Below are 18,203 nucleotides of genomic sequence, written 5' to 3'. Positions count from 1 at the left end.
ATGACGCAGCACACCGCCACCAGTGACGTGCGGGATCCCCTGCCCGAGGAGATCCCCCAGCCCCGTTTCCACCGGCCCAACGAGGACCTGGCCGCGGCCATGGAGTGCGCGCGCTGTAGGGAGCAGGGCATCAGCGTGCCGCCGGGCGGCGCTCCCGCGCGGCTGTCCAACGCCGAGGCCAAGAAGGCCAAGAAGGCCAGGAAGCGCGCCCTGGAGGAGGCCAGGAGCAGGCCCCAGGAGAAGATCCCGGCCGACCGCAGGCGCGTGCCGCGGATGGGCCCCCACCACGCGGACTTCTTCCGCGAGCTGTGGGAGCGCGTGGCCTCGGAGGGCGCGGGCTCGACCCCCGACAGCCGCCTGCTCGCCCTCACCTTCACCCTGCGGGGCGCGCTGAAGGGCTGGGCGAACTTCACCGGCCAGGACCTGCGCATCCTGCGCCTGGAGGACGCCCACGCCGCCCTGAGCGACCTGACCTCCTCTGGGTGGCTGGGCACGACACCGGAGACGGTGATCGAGTCCGACGCCGCGAACCCGGCCCGGTGCGGCCTGCCGAGTCTGGACGGCAGCACCTGGAAGCTCGGCAACGGCGTGCGGTCCCGGGCCTCGGGCTGGTTCTCGCGCACCCTCGCCCACAAGAAGATGCGCAAGAAGCCCAACCGGCTCCGCCTCGTGGCGGCCTACCTCGCCCTGTGGGCCGAGCCCGACGGCCGGATCCGCGTCCCGGCCGCGAACGTCGTGACGGCCTGCGCCCTGTCCGGCACCGACGAACTGGCGGAGCTGCTCGCGTGGCTGACGGAGATCTCCTGGGTCGAGGACCTGGGCGTCGATGGCGGCGCCGTGGTGGCCTCCCTCACCGAGGTCACCCTGCCGCTGGCCTACGTGCCCCTCCCGGAGCCGACTCCGCCGGGCACCGCACCGGCGACCACGCCGCTGGACGTGCCCGTGGCCGACCGCGCCCGTGAGCTGGTCTCGGGCCGCGGGGAGCGGGTGGCCCGCTGGGTGGACGGCTACCGGGACGAGCACGGGCACGGCCCCAGCTGGTCGGCGGTGGCCGAGGCCTTCGGGTGGCCGCCGCGCCAGGCACCCGACCACGACGTCACCCACGAGGCGTTCCGCCTGCTGGCCGAGGACGGCTGGCTGACCGGTTTCGGCGTGCCCTTCGGGCTGCGCTCGGGGCCGGGCGGCCCGGCAGCGGGCTGATCCGGCGCGCGGGCGGGGCGCCGCACGGGGTCCCGCCCCGCCCTGCCGCTAACCAGCGGCGTCGGGCAGGAGGTCGGGGCAGTTCCCGCCCGGCTCGGTGAGCAGTTCGAAGTGCCACATCTCGTTGGCGTAGACCTGGCACAGCCCGTAGGCCGAGCCGCGGCGGATGAGCCAGTCGGCGGCGTCGGTCGGTCCGATGTCGATCGCCTCCCCGGTCACGTGCCTGGACTCCTCCGGGGTGCTGACCAGTCTCCTGGCCTCCTCGCGTGACCCGTGGTCGAGGACGGCCTCGTCGAGCAGGTGCCGCTGGTACGCCTCGCTGCGCCAGCCCGACGTGACGTGGAGCACGATTCCCTCCCCACGGGCGTCCCGGGCCGCCTCCTGCACGGCCTCCAGCAGTGCGCCGTCCAGGCGGGCGATCGAGGGGTGGTGCGTGTCGAAGGGGGTGACCGACAGGTCGTCCGGAAGGGCGCCGTCCTCAGCGGTGGTGGCCGCCTCCCCCCGATCTGACACCAGCACGTTCATCGACCAGGCCGCCAGCACGACGACCACCGTGGCGCACAGGGCCGCGGCCAGCCGGTACCGGGGCCGCCACCCGCGGCCGAGCGGGCCGCGGGGACGCCCGTCCGAACCCTCGGCGGGGAGGCCCTCCACCGTCTCCCGCTTCGTCACTTCACTCATCCTTCACCTCTCGGGCATCGCGTGCGCGATGTGTGGGGTCCTTGTCGCCCCCGAGTGAAGTACGAGCGGTGTTGCACGGACGTGTCGTTTCTCGGCACGGCCGCGATACGCCTCCAGGAGAAGGTCACCGGGGCCGCGCCGGGACCGCTCAGGCGTCGGCGTCCTCCAGCAGGGTTCCGGCCGAGGACAGCGGGGCGAACCGGCTGGGGGTGACGCCCAGCAGCCGGGCGGCCAACTCCTCGTTGCCGGAGAACCCGGCGTCGGCGTCGATCGTCTGGGCGCCGTCCCAGAGCATGAGCATCGCCGAGACGGTGTGCGCGCCCTTGTCGTGGTGCATGTCGTAGTGGGCGGCCATGGGCACGGTGTCGTAGTGCACCCACAGGTCGTGCCCGGTCATGAACATGTCCAGGTCGAAGGTGACCGTCAGCCCCATGAGTTCGGGCTTGTAGCGGTCGTCGATCCCGGCGAAGGCCTCGTCCAGGGCCACCATCCGGGGGCAGGTGGGCGCGGCGGAGGTGTACAGGGCGTTGGCGGCGGCGAACAGCGGCAGGTGGATCGCGGCGGACTTCTCGCCGCCCGACATCTGCTCGTGCTTGTTCCTGGTGAGCTTGACCTCCTCCTGGCCCGGCACGGCCAGGCGCAGCTCGAACCGGTACCAGGTGCGGTAGTCCAGCACCGCCGACAGGACCTGCTTGTAGGTGGCGCGCGGGTGGGCGGCGTGGTGCTCGCGGATCATCTCCCGCAGGACCTCGCGCAACCGGGTCAGTCCCGAGGCGCCCAGTCCGTCGGTGTCGCGCCGGACCAGGCGGGCGGCGGTGGCCTGGTGCTCGGTGACGCGGTCCGAGCGGCTCCAGCGGATGCCGATCCGGGTGCCCGAGGACATGGGCCGCGAACGGGTGTCGCCGTCCATGCCGACGACCAGGTCACGGGCCACCCGCACCCGCTCGTGGATCTGCTGGGCGATCCCGGTGAGCAGTTCGTCCTCCAGCACCCCGCGCTCCTCCTCGCGCAGCAGCGCGCCCTGTTCCTCGACGCGTTCGGCGATGACGCGGGCGAAGACGGAGACGGGGTTGCGGCCGGTCTCGTCGTTGACGAACACCGTGATGACGCCGCTGACGCCGAGGTCGTGGTCGACCCGGTAGCCCTCGGCGTCGCCGCCCAGGGTGTCCTGGAAGACGCGCAGGGCGTTGGAGATCCGCGTGGAGACGGACTTGAGGTCGCCGTCGGTGACCGCGGCCCCGGAGCCGACGGCGGCGGTGAACGCGTCGAGCAGCTCCGCCGCGTGACCGGGCAGGACGGCGCGCACGGCGGCCTCCGGGTCGCCCGAGACCGAGGCCAGGACCTGCTCGGCGGCCTCGTCGGGGGCGGGCCAGGAACGCCGGTCCGGCCAGGCGTGCGCGGTGTCCACGCCCAGGGTGGCGCGCAGGTCGGGATGGGTGAGGGCGGCGAAGGCGTCGGCCTGCTCGAACAGGGCGGTGAGGGAGTCGGCGAGGGCCCGCTGCCCGCCCTCCAGCTTCTCGTCGGCCCGGATCATGGCCTCGTGGGCGGCCGCGGCCTCCTTCTGGGCGCTCTGGTGCTCCTCGCGAGCCCGGTGCAGCCCCTCCTTGACCTGTTCGAGCTCGGCCATGAGCTCGCGGACCGGGGCGTCGATGCCCTCCTGCTTGGCGGTCAGCTCGGCCACGGCGCGCTCGTGCTCGCGGGTGCGCTCCTCGTGGCGCTCGCGGTCCTCTTCCAGCCGTCCGCGCAGACGGGCGAGGGTTTCCTCACGGCCCTCCAGGTCGGCGGTGTGCCGGTCGACCTCGGTGCGGGCGGTGTGCAGCTGGCGCGCGGTCTCCAGGAAGTCGTCCACGGCACGGGCGACGGCATCCACCGTATCGGGCTGGGCGGGCATGGCGCGTTCGGCGGCCACCGCGCGCACCTGGTGGCGGTGCGCGTCGGCCTCGGCGACCGCGGCGTCCAGGTCGCGGCGGCGCTCCTCGTTCTCGGCCCGCGCCGAGGCCAGGAGGGTGGACTGCTGGTCGACCCGGCGCACGGCCCGGTCGATCGTGGTGGTCTCGGGCAGGGCGGCTCGGGCCCGGGTGAAGGCCTTGAGCAGTTCGCCCGCCCGGTCGAGCTGCTCGGCGACCCCCGCGCGCCGCTCGTCGAGCTCGGCGATGCGCGCGTCGCACTCGGCCAGGCGCTCCCGGCGGCGGTGTGCGCGGTTGGTGGCACCGATGAACTCGGGGGCGGCCTTGGGGCTGGCGCCCACCAGCATTCCCTGGGCGAACCGTGCGCCGGTGCTGACGGCGTGCGCCGCCGTTCCCCCGGCACCCGCGCCGCCCGTGGTGTCGGCCGACCCCTCGGAACCGACCGGACCGGGGGGCTGGACGGCGTCCGTGAGGTCGCCCGGACTCCCCCCGCTGTCGTCGGTCAGGCGCACCGACGCCAGGACACGGGCGATGACGTGCTCGGGAACCCGGTCCTGCTGCTCGGGCACCAGCACGTCGGCCAGGGTGGGCCCCTCTCCGACGGCTGCGCCCCCGGCGGGCAGCAGGTAGGCGTCGGCCGCACCCGCGGTGAGCGCGGCGCGGGTGGCGTCGGCGTCGGGGGGCAGTACCCAGGCGGTGAGCAGGCCCGCGCCGTGCAGGGCGCCCTCGATCGCGGCGGCCTCGTCGTCGCCGACCGCGTCGGCGAAGCGGACCAGCTGCCACAGAGGGGCGCCGGGGCGCCCCTCGCGGGAGGCGGTGCGCAGCGCGTCGGCGGGCGGGGCGTCGTCGCGTTCGGCGGCGATGTCCTCGCGCTCGCGGGTGAGGCGGTCGATCTCGGCGGCGAGCTGGTCCCGGTCGGTCTCCAGGGTGCGCGTGTGCGCGGCGGCGTCCAGGCGCTGCTGGTCGGTGTGCTCGCCGTAGACCTCCGCCACCGTGGGGGTGCCGGGTCGGCCGACGCCCTCCAGGGCCTCGGCCAGGGCCGCGACGCAGGCGGTGTCGGTGACCGGGGCGGGGCCCTCGGCCCAGTGCCCGGCCCAGGCGGTGAGGGCGTCGGCGGCGGTGGCGCGGGCCGCGGCCAGGTCCTCGGCCGCGCGGGCGCACTCCGCCTCGCTGCGCCCGAGCCGGTCCTCGGCCTGGGTGCTGGCCCGTTCGGCGGCGCCGCGCGCGGTCTCGGCCCGGGCGAGTTCGGCGAGGCGCTCGCGGACCGCGGCCACGTCGGCGCGGCGGGCGGTCGCGCGCGCCTGGGCGGTGGCGGTCAGGTCCTCGCCACTGTCGGCGGGCCCCTCCCCGTCGTGGTCGAGCCCGGCCTGACCGGCGCTCTCGGCCAGCTCCGCGGCCAGTTCAGCGGTGCGCGCCCGCCCGTGTTCGAGGTCGGCGGCGACCCGGTCGGCCTCCCACTGGAGGGCGGCGACCTCCCCGGCCTGGTCGTCCAGTCTGGTCTGCTGCTCGGCCAGGGCGCGGGCGTTCTCGGCGCTGTGCGCGCGTTCGATCTCCAGGGCGGCGTGGCTGCGGAAGGCCTCGTGCGCCTCCAGCCCGCCCTTACGTGCGGCGAGCCGACGGATCCGGGCGTCGTGCTCCTCGGCCCGGTCGGTGGCGGCCGCGTGCGTGAGCGTGGCCCGCTCGCGGGTGTCGCGAGCCTCGGCGATGGCGCGGGCCTGCTCGACGGTCTGTCCGGTGGCGGTGTGCACGCGGGCGAGACGGTGGCGGGAGTGGGCGGTGAGGTAGGCGGCGTACTCTCCGACGAAGGCCGTGGTCGCGGCGTGCGCCGTGCTGGCCTGGTCGAAGCGGCGCTGGACGGCGGACAGGTTGGTGAAGTCGCGGGCGGCCTGGTCGACGAGTTCCTCGTCCAGGGGGCTCAAACCGCTGGTGAGGGTCTCGGAGACCTTTTCGGGGTCCAGGTCCTTGGCCAGCAGCGGGCGGCGCAGCGCCAGCAGCAGGTCGAGCAGCTGGACGTAGCGCTCGCCCAGGCCGAACAGGCGGGCGTCCACGGCGCGGCGGTAGTCGGCGGCGGTGGAGCGGAAGGCGTCCTCGCCGAGCACCCCCTTGAGCTGCCTCTCGGTGAGCGGACGGCCGTCGGAGGCGAGCAGGCCGAAGTCCACGCCCAGACGCTGGTCGGTGACGAAGAAGGAGGGGGTCACGCCGTCGCGGTGGCGGTGCGCGCGCAGGCCGATGACCAGGGTGACCGTCTCTGTCCCCTCCCGCTCCTGCGATCCGGTGCGGGCGAACTCCATCCACACGTACCCGTACTCGGAGTCCTGGCCGCGGTAGAGCAGGTTGGACTTCATGGTGCGGTTCTGGCCGCTGAAGGGGTCCAGGCGGCGGGCGTCGGTGTACCCGTCCAGGATGAACGGGAAGAGCACCTCCAGCGCCTTGGTCTTGCCCGAGCCGTTGTGTCCGCGCAGGACGAGGCGCCCGTCGGCGAACACGAACTCCTCGTCGACGTAGTCCCAGACGTTGATCACACCGGCGCGGCTGGGCCGGAATCGGTCGCTCCTGGGGGACATCAATTTCCTTCCGCGGAGGTGGAGGCGGCTACGGGGGTCGTGTCGGGAGAGGCGTCGTCCGCGAGGGCGGAGGTGTCCGCAGTGCCCTCGGCGTCGGCTGCCCCTGGGTCGTGGTCCCCGGGGACGGGATCCTCTGGGTCGGGGCCCTCGGGATCGGGATTCCCGGTGTCAGGTCCTGCGGGTACTGCGGGCGCGGCGGGTTCTCCGCCGCCGGTCGGTCCCCGCTCCTCCGGCGGGGGGTCGGTCAGCCCCAGGGGCAGCTGTCCCTCACCGGCGCGCTCGGGCAGCGCACCCTGGATGTTGCGGTAGCGGGAGGCGGCGGGGAGCACCAGGGCGCCGCCGGGGACCGGCCGGATGAGGGAGAGCTCGGCGAGCAGGGTCAGGGCGGCGTCCAGCAGGCCGTAGGGGTCCTGCTGCCAGGCCCCGCCGAAGGAGGAGGCGCCGAACTCCGCGTAGAGCTCGTGGATCATGGTCTCCCAGCGACCGCGCTCGACCAGGGGGACCTCCAGCAGCGCCGCGGCCTCCTCCCGCTCCCCGGCGGGCTCCACGGTCCAGGCCAGGTCGGCCACGACGCCGTCGCGGGGCAGACCGGCGTCCACGAGCCGGACGAGTTCGGCTTGGTCGTCGGCGTGCGGGGGCACCTGGAGCCGGACCAGCGCGGCCAGGGAGGTCTCCAGCAGGTCGGCCACCTTGGCCAGCAGCAGTCCGGCGGTGCGGTTGACCGCCCCGCCCCGGCCGGGGAAGGGCCGGTCGGTGAAGGTGCCCGCCGGGTCGGCCAGCAGGACACCCTCGGCGCGGCGCTCGACGTTGAGCCCGGTGGCGCGGGCCAGGTCCTCGGCCACACCCCGGCCGCGCAGGACCGCGGCCACCGCCGGCTCGACGTCGGCGTAGTACACGACCGGCCGCTCCACCAGGAGCCGCCGCGCCCGCCGGGCCGCCTGCTCGCGCGGCGAGGCCTCGGTGAGCGGGTCGGCGAGCAGCCCGGCGACGCTGCCCAGGTGCTGGACCGGGCGTGCCGGACGGAACAGCAGTTCGCACACCTCGTGGTCGATGTCGAACAGGGCGTCGCCCTGCTCACCGCCCGCCGCCCACGCCTCCAGGGACCCGTCGGACAGGTGGAGCGCCCCGCGGTCCACCAGCCAGTGGGCGACGTCGACCAGCGCGGCCTTGTGGGCGCCGTCGGTGGGGTCGTAGCCCAGCCCGCCGACGGCGTTGGCCGCGGGGGTGAACCGGCCGACCAGGTCGGCGAGGCTGATCTCGATCTGGGAGCGCTGGAAGGCGGCCAGCACCAGGCACAGGTAGGCGAGTCTGCGCCGGTCGAAGGGCCTGCCCCGGCGCGAGAAGGTCTGGCGCTGGGTGGGGTCCAGGGCGTCGAGTTCGCGGACCAGGCGCACGTGGTCGGTGGTGGCGACCAGGGTGTAGCCGAAGAGCCGCTCCAGGTCGGAGGCGAGTTCGTCGGCCCAGCGCAGCACCTGGTCCAGCACACCGGGGCGCGGACGCGCGGCGGTGATGAGGTCGCAGGTGAGGACGCGGCGCATGGCCTGCTGGTAGGAGCCCAGGTCGGCGGGGGCGACCGTGCGGGCGAAGAGTCGGGGCATCAGGTGTTCTTCGTTCGGGGCCGGTGGCCGGTGGCCTCCAGGCGCAGACCCGGCAGGTGGAGTCGACCCTGGCTGGTGTGGACGGTGCTGCCCGCCGGGTCGGGGACCAGGCGGACCATGGTGCCGTCGCCCTCGCCGCTGGCCGAGGACAGGCGTCCGGCGACGACGCTGCGCGACTCCAGGGCACGGGTGACCAGGCGCAGCAGGACGCGGGTGTCGGTCTCGTCCAGGACCCGGCCGTGGGCGCCCAGGTCGACGAGGCGGGCCGCGGCCTCGCGTTCGGCGGCCCGGCCGGCGGCCTGCTGTCCGCGCAGGCGCGCCTGGGCGCCGGGGTTGCGCCGTACCGGCTTGGGCACGCCCGCGTTGGGGGCGGTGCCGCTGCGGAACAGGGTGACCGACACCTCCACGCCGGGGGCGTCCCACCAGGTCGTGTTGGGTGGGATCTGTTCCTCGTCGTCGTGGGCCGCGCCCAGGTGGCGGGCGGAGCGGACGTTGAAGGCGGCGCCCATCAGGGCGTGCGCGGCGCCGTCGTCGGGGGTGTGGAACACCCACTCGGCGAGGTGGCGCAGCTGGGTGGAGCGGTTGACCCCGCCGCGCTGGGCCTCGGTGATCTGGCGCAGCAGGGCGATGACGCCCGAGACGGCCGACCGGGTGGCCGAGTGGAGTTCGGCGGCCCGCGCGGGGATGGCGTCGTCGGAGGCGAACCAGGCGCGCAGGGCCCGCCAGCGGCGCCGCCAGTCGGCCAGGCGCTCGTCGCGCTCCATGAACAGGCGCTCGTCGGAGTCGGCGGCGCGGGAGAGCAGTGTGGCCAGCCCGGTCTCCTCCACCTCGCGCACGGCGCGGTCCAGGCGGGGCAGGTAGCGGTCGAGTTCGGCCATGAAGTCGCTCATGTGCACCAGCAGGGCGTTCTTGTGGCGCAGGAAGATGTCCGGGGAGGTGTCGGTGGAGCGCAGGATCTCACCGAGGGTGACGTGGAACTGGGCGGAGCGGCGCCCCATGTCCTCCATGACCGCGTCCAGGCGCGAGAGCCTGCGGTAGACCTGTTCGGCCCGGCCGGTGCGGTTGGCCTCGGCCAGGGCGCGCAGGTCCTCCAGGACCTCGGAGAAGACCAGCCGGGACAGGTTGACGTCCTCGATGCGGGCGCCCAGCAGGTTCTCGACCGACTGGTAGGCACGGTAGCCGAGCTCGCTGAACTGGTAGACCGACTGGCGGTTGCGGTAGCGCGCCAGGTTGCCGGCGCGCGAGGCGTCGTCGAAGCGGTGCACGACGCGGTCGGCGTGCAGCTCGTCCAGGCGGTCGCGCAGGCTCCGGTCGGGCACGGGCACCCCGTCGTGGGATCGGGCCAGCTCGCGCAGGGCCTCGGCGACGTCGTCGGGGGCCACCTGGACCTGGTGGACCTCGCGCAGGCGGTCCATGGCCCGCAGGATCCACAGGTAGGTGACGTGGTCGTCGCGCCGGGTGAAGTTGAACAGACGGAACCGGTCGCTGACCGCGAGCGAGTCCATGTCGAGGGCTCTGCGTTCGACCACGGGCCGCCCCTTCGGTTGGTGTGCGCTGCCGGGGCGGACCTCGGGCCGGTCCCGCCTCCACGACTAACGCTAGGTGACCGAAGGGACGCTACACCCGTTTTCCACAGGCCCGGTTCCGGGAGGGCGCTCGGCGCCCCGGCGCGGGACCGGCCCGGGGCCGCGCCCGCGCCGCGTCACCGGAGCACCGGACGGGTCCTGACCGCTGGGCCCCGCGCCCCGCTCCGCCGGGGCCGGGCCGGCGACACCCCCGGGTCAGGACACCGTCTCGGCCTCCTCGGCCTCCCGTTCGGGCACGGCGGCACCGCGCGACCGGCGCCGGAGCACGAACAGGCCCGTGACCAGGCTGGCCGCCAGGACCACGGCCATGATCGCCAGGAAGCCCACCGCCCCCACCTGCGGGCTGATGATCAGCGGGATGGCGGCCGCGGTGACCAGGCCGCCCCCGAAGAACGGCTCGAAGATCAGCTGCTTGTAGCCGAACGCCGGATAGGCGGGCGACTTCATCTCCGGGTCGACGACGCGCATCAGCACCAGGCCCGTGGCGGTCACGCCGAGCGACTGGCCGAACTCGCCGATGCCCCGTTCGAACCAGTGGCTGGGCATCATCCGCGGCGCCAGGAACAGGAAGCCGCACAGCGACCACAGGATGCCCGCCACGGCGAGGATCACGAAGGCGGCGAGGTTGTCGGCGATGGCCTGGAGCGACAGGGTGGCCATCGCGGCGATGATGAGCACGTCCAGCGACAGGCCCTGGATCCGCTCGACGGTCCCGTGGTCCACCACGTCGTTGCGGTCGAACCGGTCGACGAACACCTGGAGGACGATGCCGCCGATCATGGCCAGCGGGAACAGCGGCACGTAGGCCATGATCTCGATGGTGTCGGCCCACAGCGTCCGCTCCAGCCACTGCAACCCCATGAGGATGAGCTGACCGATCAGCACGGCGAGGGCGACCAGCCCGAAGTGGAGCGTCAGCGGGTCCATGGACGAGGGGTGGACGGTCATGGTCGAGCCCGCCGAGCGCTTGCCGGGCTCGACCAGCCCGGCCTGCTCGGTGTCGCTGCCGCGGGTGTCGGCGCTGATCACGTTGGACTTGCCGCGGCGCACGCCCCAGTTGATGAGGACGATGCCGACGATGATCCCGGACAGCAGTCCGACGGTGGCCATGCCCAGGGCGAGGTCCTGCCCCTCGGCCCAGCCCGCCTGGTCGAAGGTGTCGCCCAGGCCCGCCGCGGTCCCGTGCCCGCCGAGGAAGCCGATCTCGATCAGGGCCCCGGAGATGACCGGCACGCCGAACAGGGGGGCGAGCACCAGCAGGGCGAGCACCAGGCCGATCACGTACTGGCCGCTGGCCATGGTGACGCCGAAGGCGAGGTTGGGACCCGCCAGGGACGCGGCCTCGCGGAAGCGGGGCAGGGGCTTGCCGAGGAAGAGGCTGGCGAAGACCACCGAGATCAGCAGGCCGGGCAGGGCGGACCAGACCGCCATCACGTCGGCGCCGAAGAGTCCGCCCTCGGCCGCGCGCTCGGCGAAGCCCCCGCCGACGCCCCGGTCGGCCAACCAGCCCATGAGGCGCCCGAACACGTCGGGGCCCAGGAGCAGCGCGGCACCGCCGCCGATGATCGATCCGGGCAGGTAGAGCCTCTGTGTCAGCTTCCACCTGACCCGTACCAGCTTCGCTACCAGCAGCAGCACTCCCAGCAGCAGGAGCGCGAGGCCGACGGTCTCAGGGCTCATCCTCTACCTCTCGTGTGTCGGTTCGGCGAGCGCGTGCGCACCCGGACACGGAGCGGGTCGGGGGCGGCACGCCTCGGCTCGGCGCCGTGGCGGGGAGGTAGGGGGAAGGCACCACGGCTCGGGTGACCGTGTCGTCACGATCACCCGCGGCATCTTACACACGCCGTAGTGGTGTCGAACACGGACTCAGCGTGACCGAAGCGGACGCGGAGCACGGACCCGGTCACACTGCACGGCCCGCGACGACCGCGACCGCCAACGCTCCCACCTGCGCCAAGGCACGAACGCGGCTCCACGAACGGCTTCGCGGCGACCGACGGAACGGGACTCCTGCGCTGAGGGACCGTGGGCCCTACCCGAGCCGCTCCACCCGGCCGCCCGTCCCCGGGATGGGAAGTGTCACCCGAAGCGCACGGGCACCCCGCCCCACTCCGGACTCCTCCTCCGAAACCCACCTCCCAATCTTTCCATTGACAGGTTCAGTCGGCGGAAGGGATATTTCCAGTGGAAAGATCACAGAGCGGGAACACGAACCGGGAGCAAGCACCATGGAACCCCTCATCGCCCTCGTCGGCGTCACCGCGCTGCTGCTCGTCCTCGGCGCCGCGGGCGTGCGCCCGCTGCGCTCCTGGCCGCTGGCCCTGCGGGGCGGGATCGCGGCCGTGTTCACCCTGACCGGGGTGTCGCACTTCGTGGGCATGCGCGAGGAGCTGATCGCGATGGTCCCGCCCGCGCTGCCCGCTCCCGCCCTGCTGGTCACCGCCACGGGCGTCCTCGAACTGGCCGGGGCCGCGGGGATCCTGTGGGCGCGCACCTCGCCCTGGGCGCTCGCGGTGCTGGTCCACCACCTGCGCGCCCGGCACCCCGGGGCGCACGCGAGGGCCTTCACCCGTGCCTGTGTAGGGTGGCCGCGGACCGGAGCCGACACGGGGAGACGGTGAGATGGGCCTGTTCGCCATCAGCGACCTGCACGTACGGCACGGTGGCAACCGCGCCTTCACCGAAGGGCTACGACCGGAGTCCGACGACGACTGGCTCCTGGTGGCCGGGGACGTCGCCGAGACCAGCGACGACGTCCTCTGGGCGATGGAACTGCTGGCGAACCGGTTCGCCACCGTGGTCTGGGTGCCCGGCAACCACGACCTGTGGACCACGCCCACGGACCCCGTCCAGCTACGCGGGGAGGCGCGCTACCGGCACCTGGTCGAGGGCCTGCGCGGCCTGGGCGTGCACACCCCCGAGGACCCCTATCCGGTGTGGCCGGGGCCCGAGGGCCCGGTCGCGGTGGCTCCCCTGTTCGTCCTGTACGACCACACCTTCCGGCCCGAGGGGACGCGTACCAAGGAGGAGGCGCTGGCGGTCGCCCACGAGGCGGGCGTGGTGTGCACCGACGAGTACCTGCTGCACCCCGACCCCCACCCCGGGCGTGACGCCTGGTGCCGTGCCCGCCTGGAGTACACGCGCGAGCGGCTGGACGCGCTGGACGCGGACCTGCCCACCGTGCTGGTCAACCACTTCCCGCTCGTGCGCGAACCCACCCGGATCCTGCGCTACCCCGAGTTCGCCCAGTGGTGCGGGACGGAGGCCACCGCGGACTGGCACGTGCGCTACCGGGCGCGCGCGGTGGTCTACGGGCACCTGCACATCCCGCGCACGATCGTGGTCGACGGCGTGCCCCACGTGGAGGTCTCGCTGGGCTACCCCCGTGAGTGGGGCGCCCGTCCGCACCCGCCCGAAGGACCGCGCCGCATCCTGTAGACCGTGGGCGCGACGGGGATCCGGGCCGGGGGCTACCAGCCCGCGCCGGGGACCAGCTCGCGCACCGCGGGCAGCGCGGCGTCGAACACGGTCGTGAACCAGGCCGAGAGCGGATGCTCCCCGCGCAGCCGCGCGAGCCCGGCCGGGTCGACGAGCGCGGTCTCGGCGATCTCCTCGGGGTCGGGACGCGGCCCGTCGCGCACCAGGCCCACGAAGAGGTGGTTGTACTCCTGCTCCACCAGCCCGGAGACCGGGTCGGGGTGGTTGTAGCGCACGGTTCCGGCCTCCCGCATCAGCGCGGGCGCCACGCCCAGCTCCTCACCGGTGCGCCGGGCCGCGGCCACGAAGGGCGGCTCACCGGGGTAGGGGTGGCCGCAGCAGGTGTTGGACCACACGCCGGGAGAGTGGTACTTGCCCAGGGCGCGGCGCTGGAGCAGTAGGCGGCCCCGCTCGTCCAGCAGGAAGACCGAGAAGGCCCGGTGCAGTCGTCCGGGGGGCAGGTGGGCGGAGAGCTTCTCCGCGGTGCCGACCGTCACCCCGTCCTCGTCGACCAGTTCGAGCATGACCGGCCGCGCGGCGCGGTCGTCCGGGGCGGCGGCGGAGCGGTGGTCGGTGTCCGTTCTGGTGGTCATCGGTGTCCTTCGTGTTCGACGGCGGGGTGCGGGTGCTCGACGGGGTGCGGGTGTTCCGGGGGGCGGCGCGGCCGGGGTCCGCGCCGCCCCCGGGAGGTTCAGACGCGGTCGGCCGCGATGAGCAGGTAGTGGAAGCTGTTCTCCTTGTAGGCGGTGAGGAAGGGGTCCTCGATGCCGGTGGCCACGGAGGACTGCGCGCGCAGCTCCCAGTACGGGATCGTGGCCTCGGTGAGGTCGACGACCTCGATCGGGACGAGTCCGTTGGCGGCCATCGCCCGGAAGTACTCGCTCCGGGGGTGGATGTTGCAGGTGTAGTGCTCGTCGATGCGGCTGACCGCCTTGGAGCGGCCGCCGGTGACGTCGTTGTAGCAGCCGGTGATGGTGACGTAGCGGCCACCGTACTCCAGCAGGCGGGCGTGCTCGCGGAAGAGCTCGAACAGGTCCACGTACATGGTGGACTCGTTGTTCCAGCTGGCGCGCAGCGAACCCGTCTCGAAGCCGGTGTCGAGCATGTTGCGGAAGTGGAAGCGCACGCGGTCGGCCACGCCCCGCTCCTCGGCCTGGCCGTTGGAGAAGACGACCTGCTGCTCGGAGATGCTGATCCCGTCCACGTGGCAGCCGAAGCGCTGGTTGGCCATGAAGCTGCTGCCGCCGCGCCCGGAGCCGGTGTCCATGATCCGGTCGTCGGGCCCGACCGCGCCCAGGTGGTCCAGCAGCAGGTGGGCCTGCGCGGTCTCCAGGCGGTGCATCTCCTGGATGATGCGCTCGTCGCGGGTCTGCTCCGGGCCCTCCAGCACGGACGGGTCGTAGTCGCCGATCCCGTAGTGGTGGTGGTAGAGGCCGTCGACCTCGCCGAGGCGGATGTTGACGGGGTCCTTCTCGGCGTTCCAGTACGCCGCCACGGACTCCTGGTAGGCGGTGCGCAGGACGTTCGCCGATCGGCTGATGGTCTCGGTCATCGCGAGAGAACTCCTTGTCGTGGTGTGTGTCGGTCGGGACCGGCCCGGGTTCGGGGCCGGGCCGGTCCGCGGAGGAGGAACGGGCCGCGCCGGGCGCGGCCCGTTCAGTCGGTGCCCGCCCCGTGGTAGCGGGGGCTGCGGGCGTGCCATTCACGGCTGCCGCCGAGCCAGGCCCACAGGCCCCGCAGGAAGCGGCGCAGCTCCGGCGAGCCGCTGAGCGCCAGGGCGGCGGCCTCGGCCTCGAAGGCGTGCATCAGCTCGTCGTGGATGTCGACGGTGCGCCGGACGGCCTCACCCAGCGAGCACCCGTCCTCGGTGGCGATCAGCCGGGGCAGGCTGAGGTCGGTGACGTCCTCCTTGCCCATGGAGTACAGGTCGTTGACGATCACGCTCGCGCTGCCCGCCAGGGTGAACACGCGGCGCACGCTCGGCTCGGAGAACTCCTGGTGCGGCAGCTCGTACCCGGCGACCGCGTCGATGAGCGCCATGCACGGCACGAAGCTGTTCTCGTGCCGGTGCATGAGGAACTCCCAGACCGGCGGCCGGTGTCCGGTCGCCAGCCAGACGCCCTCCTGGTTGTAGGCCACGAACATGATCGCCAGCTCGTGGCGGAGCCTGCGCACCTGCGAAGCCGTGGCGTAGGCGCCGAGGTTGCCCAGGCTGGAGCGCAGGGCCCGCATCACGGGGTCCGCGCCCACGACCTCCTCCAGCTGGGGCGCGTAGCGCAGCGGCAGGTGCGCCTGGTCGATGACCGAGTGGGCGATCGCCAGGCGCTGGCCGAGCAGCTCCGGGTGCGCCTCCTCGGCCTCGCCGTCGACGTAGTGGTCGTCCACGGACCACTCGGCCAGGGCGCACTTGGCCGCCGCCAGCAGGCGGTCGGGGTCGTCGGTCTCGGGGTGGGCGAGCATGATGAGGCGTCCGAACCCGGCCGCGCGGACGCGGTCGAGCTGGCCGGGGTAGACCCCCACCTCCTCGGCCCACACCACCAGCCGGTCGTCGACCTCGTCGCCCAGGGCGGGGTCGTCGCGGACGGCGGGCGGGCAGTACAGCGCCGGGATCCGCTCCCCGTCGACCTCGGGCCCCTCGGGTTCGGGGACGGGGGCCGGCCCCCCAGGCCGGGAGGCGCCGGTCCCCGGGCGCTCCCGCGCCGGGGCGGGGACGCCCGCGGCGCCCGGCCCCAGCCCGCCGGGGTGGCCGGGGACGCGGAGTCCGGTGCGCGCGGCGAGGGCGCCGGGGCTCTGGTCGGCGACATGGGAGTCGGGCAGGCGGAGCCGCAGCGCCGACGTGCCGACCTCGCGGGACCCCACGGGCAGCCGGGGCGCGGGAGGCGTCCGCGGGGCGGCCGCGGACACCAGCAGGTCCGGTCTCCCGGGGCGCCGCGGGTCGCGGAGCAGGTCGTCCACCAGGGCCGCCGCCTCCGGAGAGGCGGCGGAGGCGGACATCCTGGGCAGCGATGGCACCGTCTAGACCTCCTTCCCTGACGGTGTCGGGTACTCAGCCACGCGGGTGGACCTCGGCGTTCTCCAGGACCCCGATGGCGTCGGGGACGAGCACCGCGGCGGAGTAGTAGGTGCTGACGAGGTAGGAGATGACGGCCTTGTCGTCGATGCCCATGAAGCGCGCGTTGAGGCCGGGCTCGACCTCGTCGGGCAGGCCGGTCTGGTAGAGGCCGATGACGCCCTCGTTGTCCTCGCCGGTGCGGACCGCGATGATCGACGAGGTCTGGCGCTCGGTGACCGGGATCTTGCCGCAGGGCAGGAGCGGCACGCCGCGCCAGGCGGGCAGCTGGTGGCCGTTGACCTCGACCGTGCCGATGTTGAGCCCCCGGCTGTTGCACTCCTTGCCGAAGGCGGCGATGGCGCGGGGGTGGGCGAACATGTACTGGGTGTTGCGGCGCATGCTCAGCAGGTCGTCCAGGTCGTCGGGGGTGGGCGGCCCCGAGTGGGTCTGGATGCGCTGCTTGAACTCGGCGTTGTGGAGCAGGCCGAACTCGCGGTTGTTGACCAGCTCGTGCTCCTGGCGCTCGCGCAGGGCCTGGATGGTCAGCCGCAGCTGCTGCTCGGTCTGGTTCATCGGCTTGTTGTAGAGGTCGGCGACCCGGCTGTGGACCCGCAGTACGGTCTGGGCCACGCTCAGCTCGTACTCGCGCGGCCTGAGCTCGTAGTCGACGAAGGTGCTGGGCAGCTCGGCCTCGCCGATGTGGCCCGAGGACAGGGCGATCTCGGCCTCGCCGTGCTTGTTCTGCCGCTCACCGGGCAGGGACAGGTACTGCTGGACGTGGGCCTGGAGGGCGGGCGAGTCGTCCAGGATCGCGATGAACTCGCGCCGGGGCAGCTCCAGCAGCGTGCCCGACGTCGCGGCCTTGACGGTGAACTCCCACACCGGTTCGGTGCCGAGCAGGTGCTGGTCGCCGAACCGGTCGCCGTCGGCCAGCACGCCCAGCCGGACCACCTCGCCGTAAGGACCGGTACCGGTCCTGTGCAGGCGTCCGTGCGCCAGCAGGTACAGGCTGTCGACCGCTGAGCCCTCCTCCACCAGGACCTGGCCGGACTCGAAGTCGCGCTGGACGAAGCGGTTGGCCAGGGCCGCCAGCACCTCCTCGTCGTCGAAGCCGCGCAGCAGGGCGAGCTCGCCGAGTTCGTGGGGGATGACCCGGACCTGGGCGCCGGTCTGCTCGAACTCGATCCGCCCGTCGCCGACGGTGTAGGTCAGCCGCCGGTTGACCCGGTAGGCGCCGCCGTCGGTGTGCACCCACGGGAGCATCCGGGTCAGCCACCGGGAGCTGATCCCCTGCATCTGCGGCGTGGACTTGGTGGTGGTCGCCAGGTTCCGCGCGGCCGCGGTCCCCAGGCTCTGCTGCTTGCTGCTCCGTACCTCAGGAGCCGAGTCGATCGACATCCGCCGTGTCTCTCCTCATGGTGGTAGCGCGCCCGTCCCGCCGGGCCGGGGGAGGTGGCCCCGCGGGACGGGTGCGGGTAGGGAAAGGGTTGCGCGTACTCGGATACGTGGCGTGACCTGGGCGGTTGACGCACGGGCCAGTCTTTCTCCGTAAACCGCTGATCACCCTAGGAGCGACCATTCGGGCTTCGCAAGGAAATCAGAATTTTTCTCGGCGACACCGGAGGGATCCCTGTCCCATATCCGCTCTGCTTCCGCTGACCCGGGAGCGAACACCCCACCGAAAGGCACTTCACGGCCACACCACAAGCCCACGAACAAGGCATATGATCACAAAATCCTGCACAGCCCTCACACGCGAGTGCGAATCGAACTACGAACAGAAACCACGAATTCGGGACATTTCATGATGCGAATTCCCCATGAGGAAAGACCGGGTACGCCGTTTCCCGGTCACCAACGAGAGGAATTACGGCCAGCCGATGCCACGCCCGCGCCGCGACTCCGGAGCGACCCCGCGAGAGACCCCCGGTTCGCACGTGGCACGGATCACACCGGCCCGGTCGCGCGACCCCGCGAGAGGCCCCCGCACCGCCTCCGCGGCGCCCCCGCAGCACCCCCGCACCCCGGGCCCGCCGAAGCCCCGATGTGAATTCGTGTGCCCGGATCTGACATCATCCCAACTTGTACGTACACTCTGTACGGACAACATGTGTACCGGCCTCCGACCTCCACGGGCC

At 73.3% G+C, this 18,203-nt stretch carries 12 protein-coding genes; 3 read left to right on the top strand and 9 right to left on the bottom strand.

What is annotated here, in order from left to right:
- The gene (locus ACSIH6_RS12425) at positions 1-1,200 is read left to right on the top strand and encodes a hypothetical protein (RefSeq protein WP_435108407.1); all 1,200 of its coding nucleotides are present in this window, start codon (positions 1-3) and stop codon (positions 1,198-1,200) included.
- Positions 1,201-1,248: 48 nt separating this feature from the next.
- On the opposite strand, the gene ACSIH6_RS12420 is transcribed toward ACSIH6_RS12425, so the two are convergent.
- The 5 genes from ACSIH6_RS12420 to ACSIH6_RS12400 form a co-directional block, all read right to left on the bottom strand.
- Entirely contained in the window at positions 1,249-1,881 is a 633-nt protein-coding gene (locus ACSIH6_RS12420; protein WP_435108406.1) for a M15 family metallopeptidase, read from the bottom strand.
- A gap of 148 nt (positions 1,882-2,029) precedes the next feature.
- Positions 2,030-6,352 carry an SbcC/MukB-like Walker B domain-containing protein gene (locus ACSIH6_RS12415; RefSeq protein WP_435108405.1) on the bottom strand — a complete coding sequence of 1,441 codons (4,323 nt, stop codon included), beginning with the start codon at positions 6,350-6,352 and terminating at the stop codon, positions 2,030-2,032.
- On the bottom strand, positions 6,352-7,950 hold the full coding sequence (locus tag ACSIH6_RS12410) for a DUF2398 family protein (RefSeq protein WP_435108404.1): 1,599 nt from the start codon (positions 7,948-7,950) through the stop codon (positions 6,352-6,354). Before ACSIH6_RS12410 ends, ACSIH6_RS12415 begins: the two co-directional genes overlap by 1 nt.
- A complete protein-coding gene (locus ACSIH6_RS12405; protein WP_435108403.1) occupies positions 7,950-9,479 on the bottom strand; it encodes a TIGR02677 family protein in 1,530 nt (509 codons plus the stop codon). Before ACSIH6_RS12405 ends, ACSIH6_RS12410 begins: the two co-directional genes overlap by 1 nt.
- 252 nt (positions 9,480-9,731) lie before the next feature.
- On the bottom strand, positions 9,732-11,216 hold the full coding sequence (locus ACSIH6_RS12400) for a sodium/glutamate symporter (RefSeq protein WP_435108402.1): 1,485 nt from the start codon (positions 11,214-11,216) through the stop codon (positions 9,732-9,734).
- 548 nt (positions 11,217-11,764) lie between these two features.
- Between ACSIH6_RS12400 and ACSIH6_RS12395 the strand changes: the two genes are divergently transcribed.
- Together ACSIH6_RS12395 and ACSIH6_RS12390 are read left to right on the top strand one after the other, a co-directional pair.
- Positions 11,765-12,157 (top strand): DoxX-related protein, encoded by a 393-nt coding sequence (locus ACSIH6_RS12395; RefSeq protein WP_435108401.1) that lies wholly within the window; start codon positions 11,765-11,767, stop codon positions 12,155-12,157.
- 1 nt (position 12,158) lies between these two features.
- Positions 12,159-12,974 carry a metallophosphoesterase family protein gene (locus ACSIH6_RS12390; RefSeq protein WP_435108400.1) on the top strand — a complete coding sequence of 272 codons (816 nt, stop codon included), beginning with the start codon at positions 12,159-12,161 and terminating at the stop codon, positions 12,972-12,974.
- 32 nt (positions 12,975-13,006) lie between these two features.
- Here the strand turns inward: ACSIH6_RS12390 and idi are convergent, their stop codons facing one another.
- The 4 genes from idi to ACSIH6_RS12370 form a co-directional block, all read right to left on the bottom strand.
- Positions 13,007-13,606, bottom strand: a complete 600-nt coding sequence (gene idi / locus ACSIH6_RS12385; protein ID WP_435108399.1) for an isopentenyl-diphosphate Delta-isomerase — start codon at positions 13,604-13,606, stop codon at positions 13,007-13,009.
- 98 nt (positions 13,607-13,704) lie between these two features.
- Complete coding sequence (locus ACSIH6_RS12380) at positions 13,705-14,565, bottom strand: geranyl diphosphate 2-C-methyltransferase (RefSeq protein WP_435108398.1); 861 nt, start codon at positions 14,563-14,565, stop codon at positions 13,705-13,707.
- 104 nt (positions 14,566-14,669) lie between these two features.
- Positions 14,670-16,007, bottom strand: a complete 1,338-nt coding sequence (locus tag ACSIH6_RS12375; protein WP_435108444.1) for a family 2 encapsulin nanocompartment cargo protein terpene cyclase — start codon at positions 16,005-16,007, stop codon at positions 14,670-14,672.
- 52 nt (positions 16,008-16,059) lie between these two features.
- A complete protein-coding gene (locus tag ACSIH6_RS12370; RefSeq protein ID WP_435108397.1) occupies positions 16,060-17,463 on the bottom strand; it encodes a family 2B encapsulin nanocompartment shell protein in 1,404 nt (467 codons plus the stop codon).
- Positions 17,464-18,203: the final 740 nt, after the last annotated feature.

It is taken from the genome of Nocardiopsis synnemataformans (assembly GCF_965343085.1).
Taxonomy (GTDB): domain Bacteria; phylum Actinomycetota; class Actinomycetes; order Streptosporangiales; family Streptosporangiaceae; genus Nocardiopsis; species Nocardiopsis alborubida.
This window is presented reverse-complemented; position numbering and strand designations above follow the sequence as displayed.

What these genes read in the sequence shown, in the direction of transcription:
- idi (WP_435108399.1), bottom strand. Translation starts at nt 13,606, where the DNA reads ATGACCACCAGAACGGACACCGACCACCGCTCCGCCGCCGCCCCGGAC.
- ACSIH6_RS12410 (WP_435108404.1), bottom strand. Translation starts at nt 7,950, where the DNA reads ATGCCCCGACTCTTCGCCCGCACGGTCGCCCCCGCCGACCTGGGCTCC.
- ACSIH6_RS12420 (WP_435108406.1), bottom strand. Translation starts at nt 1,881, where the DNA reads ATGAGTGAAGTGACGAAGCGGGAGACGGTGGAGGGCCTCCCCGCCGAG.
- ACSIH6_RS12370 (WP_435108397.1), bottom strand. Translation starts at nt 17,463, where the DNA reads ATGTCGATCGACTCGGCTCCTGAGGTACGGAGCAGCAAGCAGCAGAGC.
- ACSIH6_RS12425 (WP_435108407.1), top strand. Translation starts at nt 1, where the DNA reads ATGACGCAGCACACCGCCACCAGTGACGTGCGGGATCCCCTGCCCGAG.
- ACSIH6_RS12390 (WP_435108400.1), top strand. Translation starts at nt 12,159, where the DNA reads ATGGGCCTGTTCGCCATCAGCGACCTGCACGTACGGCACGGTGGCAAC.
- ACSIH6_RS12400 (WP_435108402.1), bottom strand. Translation starts at nt 11,216, where the DNA reads ATGAGCCCTGAGACCGTCGGCCTCGCGCTCCTGCTGCTGGGAGTGCTG.
- ACSIH6_RS12395 (WP_435108401.1), top strand. Translation starts at nt 11,765, where the DNA reads ATGGAACCCCTCATCGCCCTCGTCGGCGTCACCGCGCTGCTGCTCGTC.
- ACSIH6_RS12380 (WP_435108398.1), bottom strand. Translation starts at nt 14,565, where the DNA reads ATGACCGAGACCATCAGCCGATCGGCGAACGTCCTGCGCACCGCCTAC.
- ACSIH6_RS12375 (WP_435108444.1), bottom strand. Translation starts at nt 16,007, where the DNA reads ATGTCCGCCTCCGCCGCCTCTCCGGAGGCGGCGGCCCTGGTGGACGAC.
- ACSIH6_RS12415 (WP_435108405.1), bottom strand. Translation starts at nt 6,352, where the DNA reads ATGTCCCCCAGGAGCGACCGATTCCGGCCCAGCCGCGCCGGTGTGATC.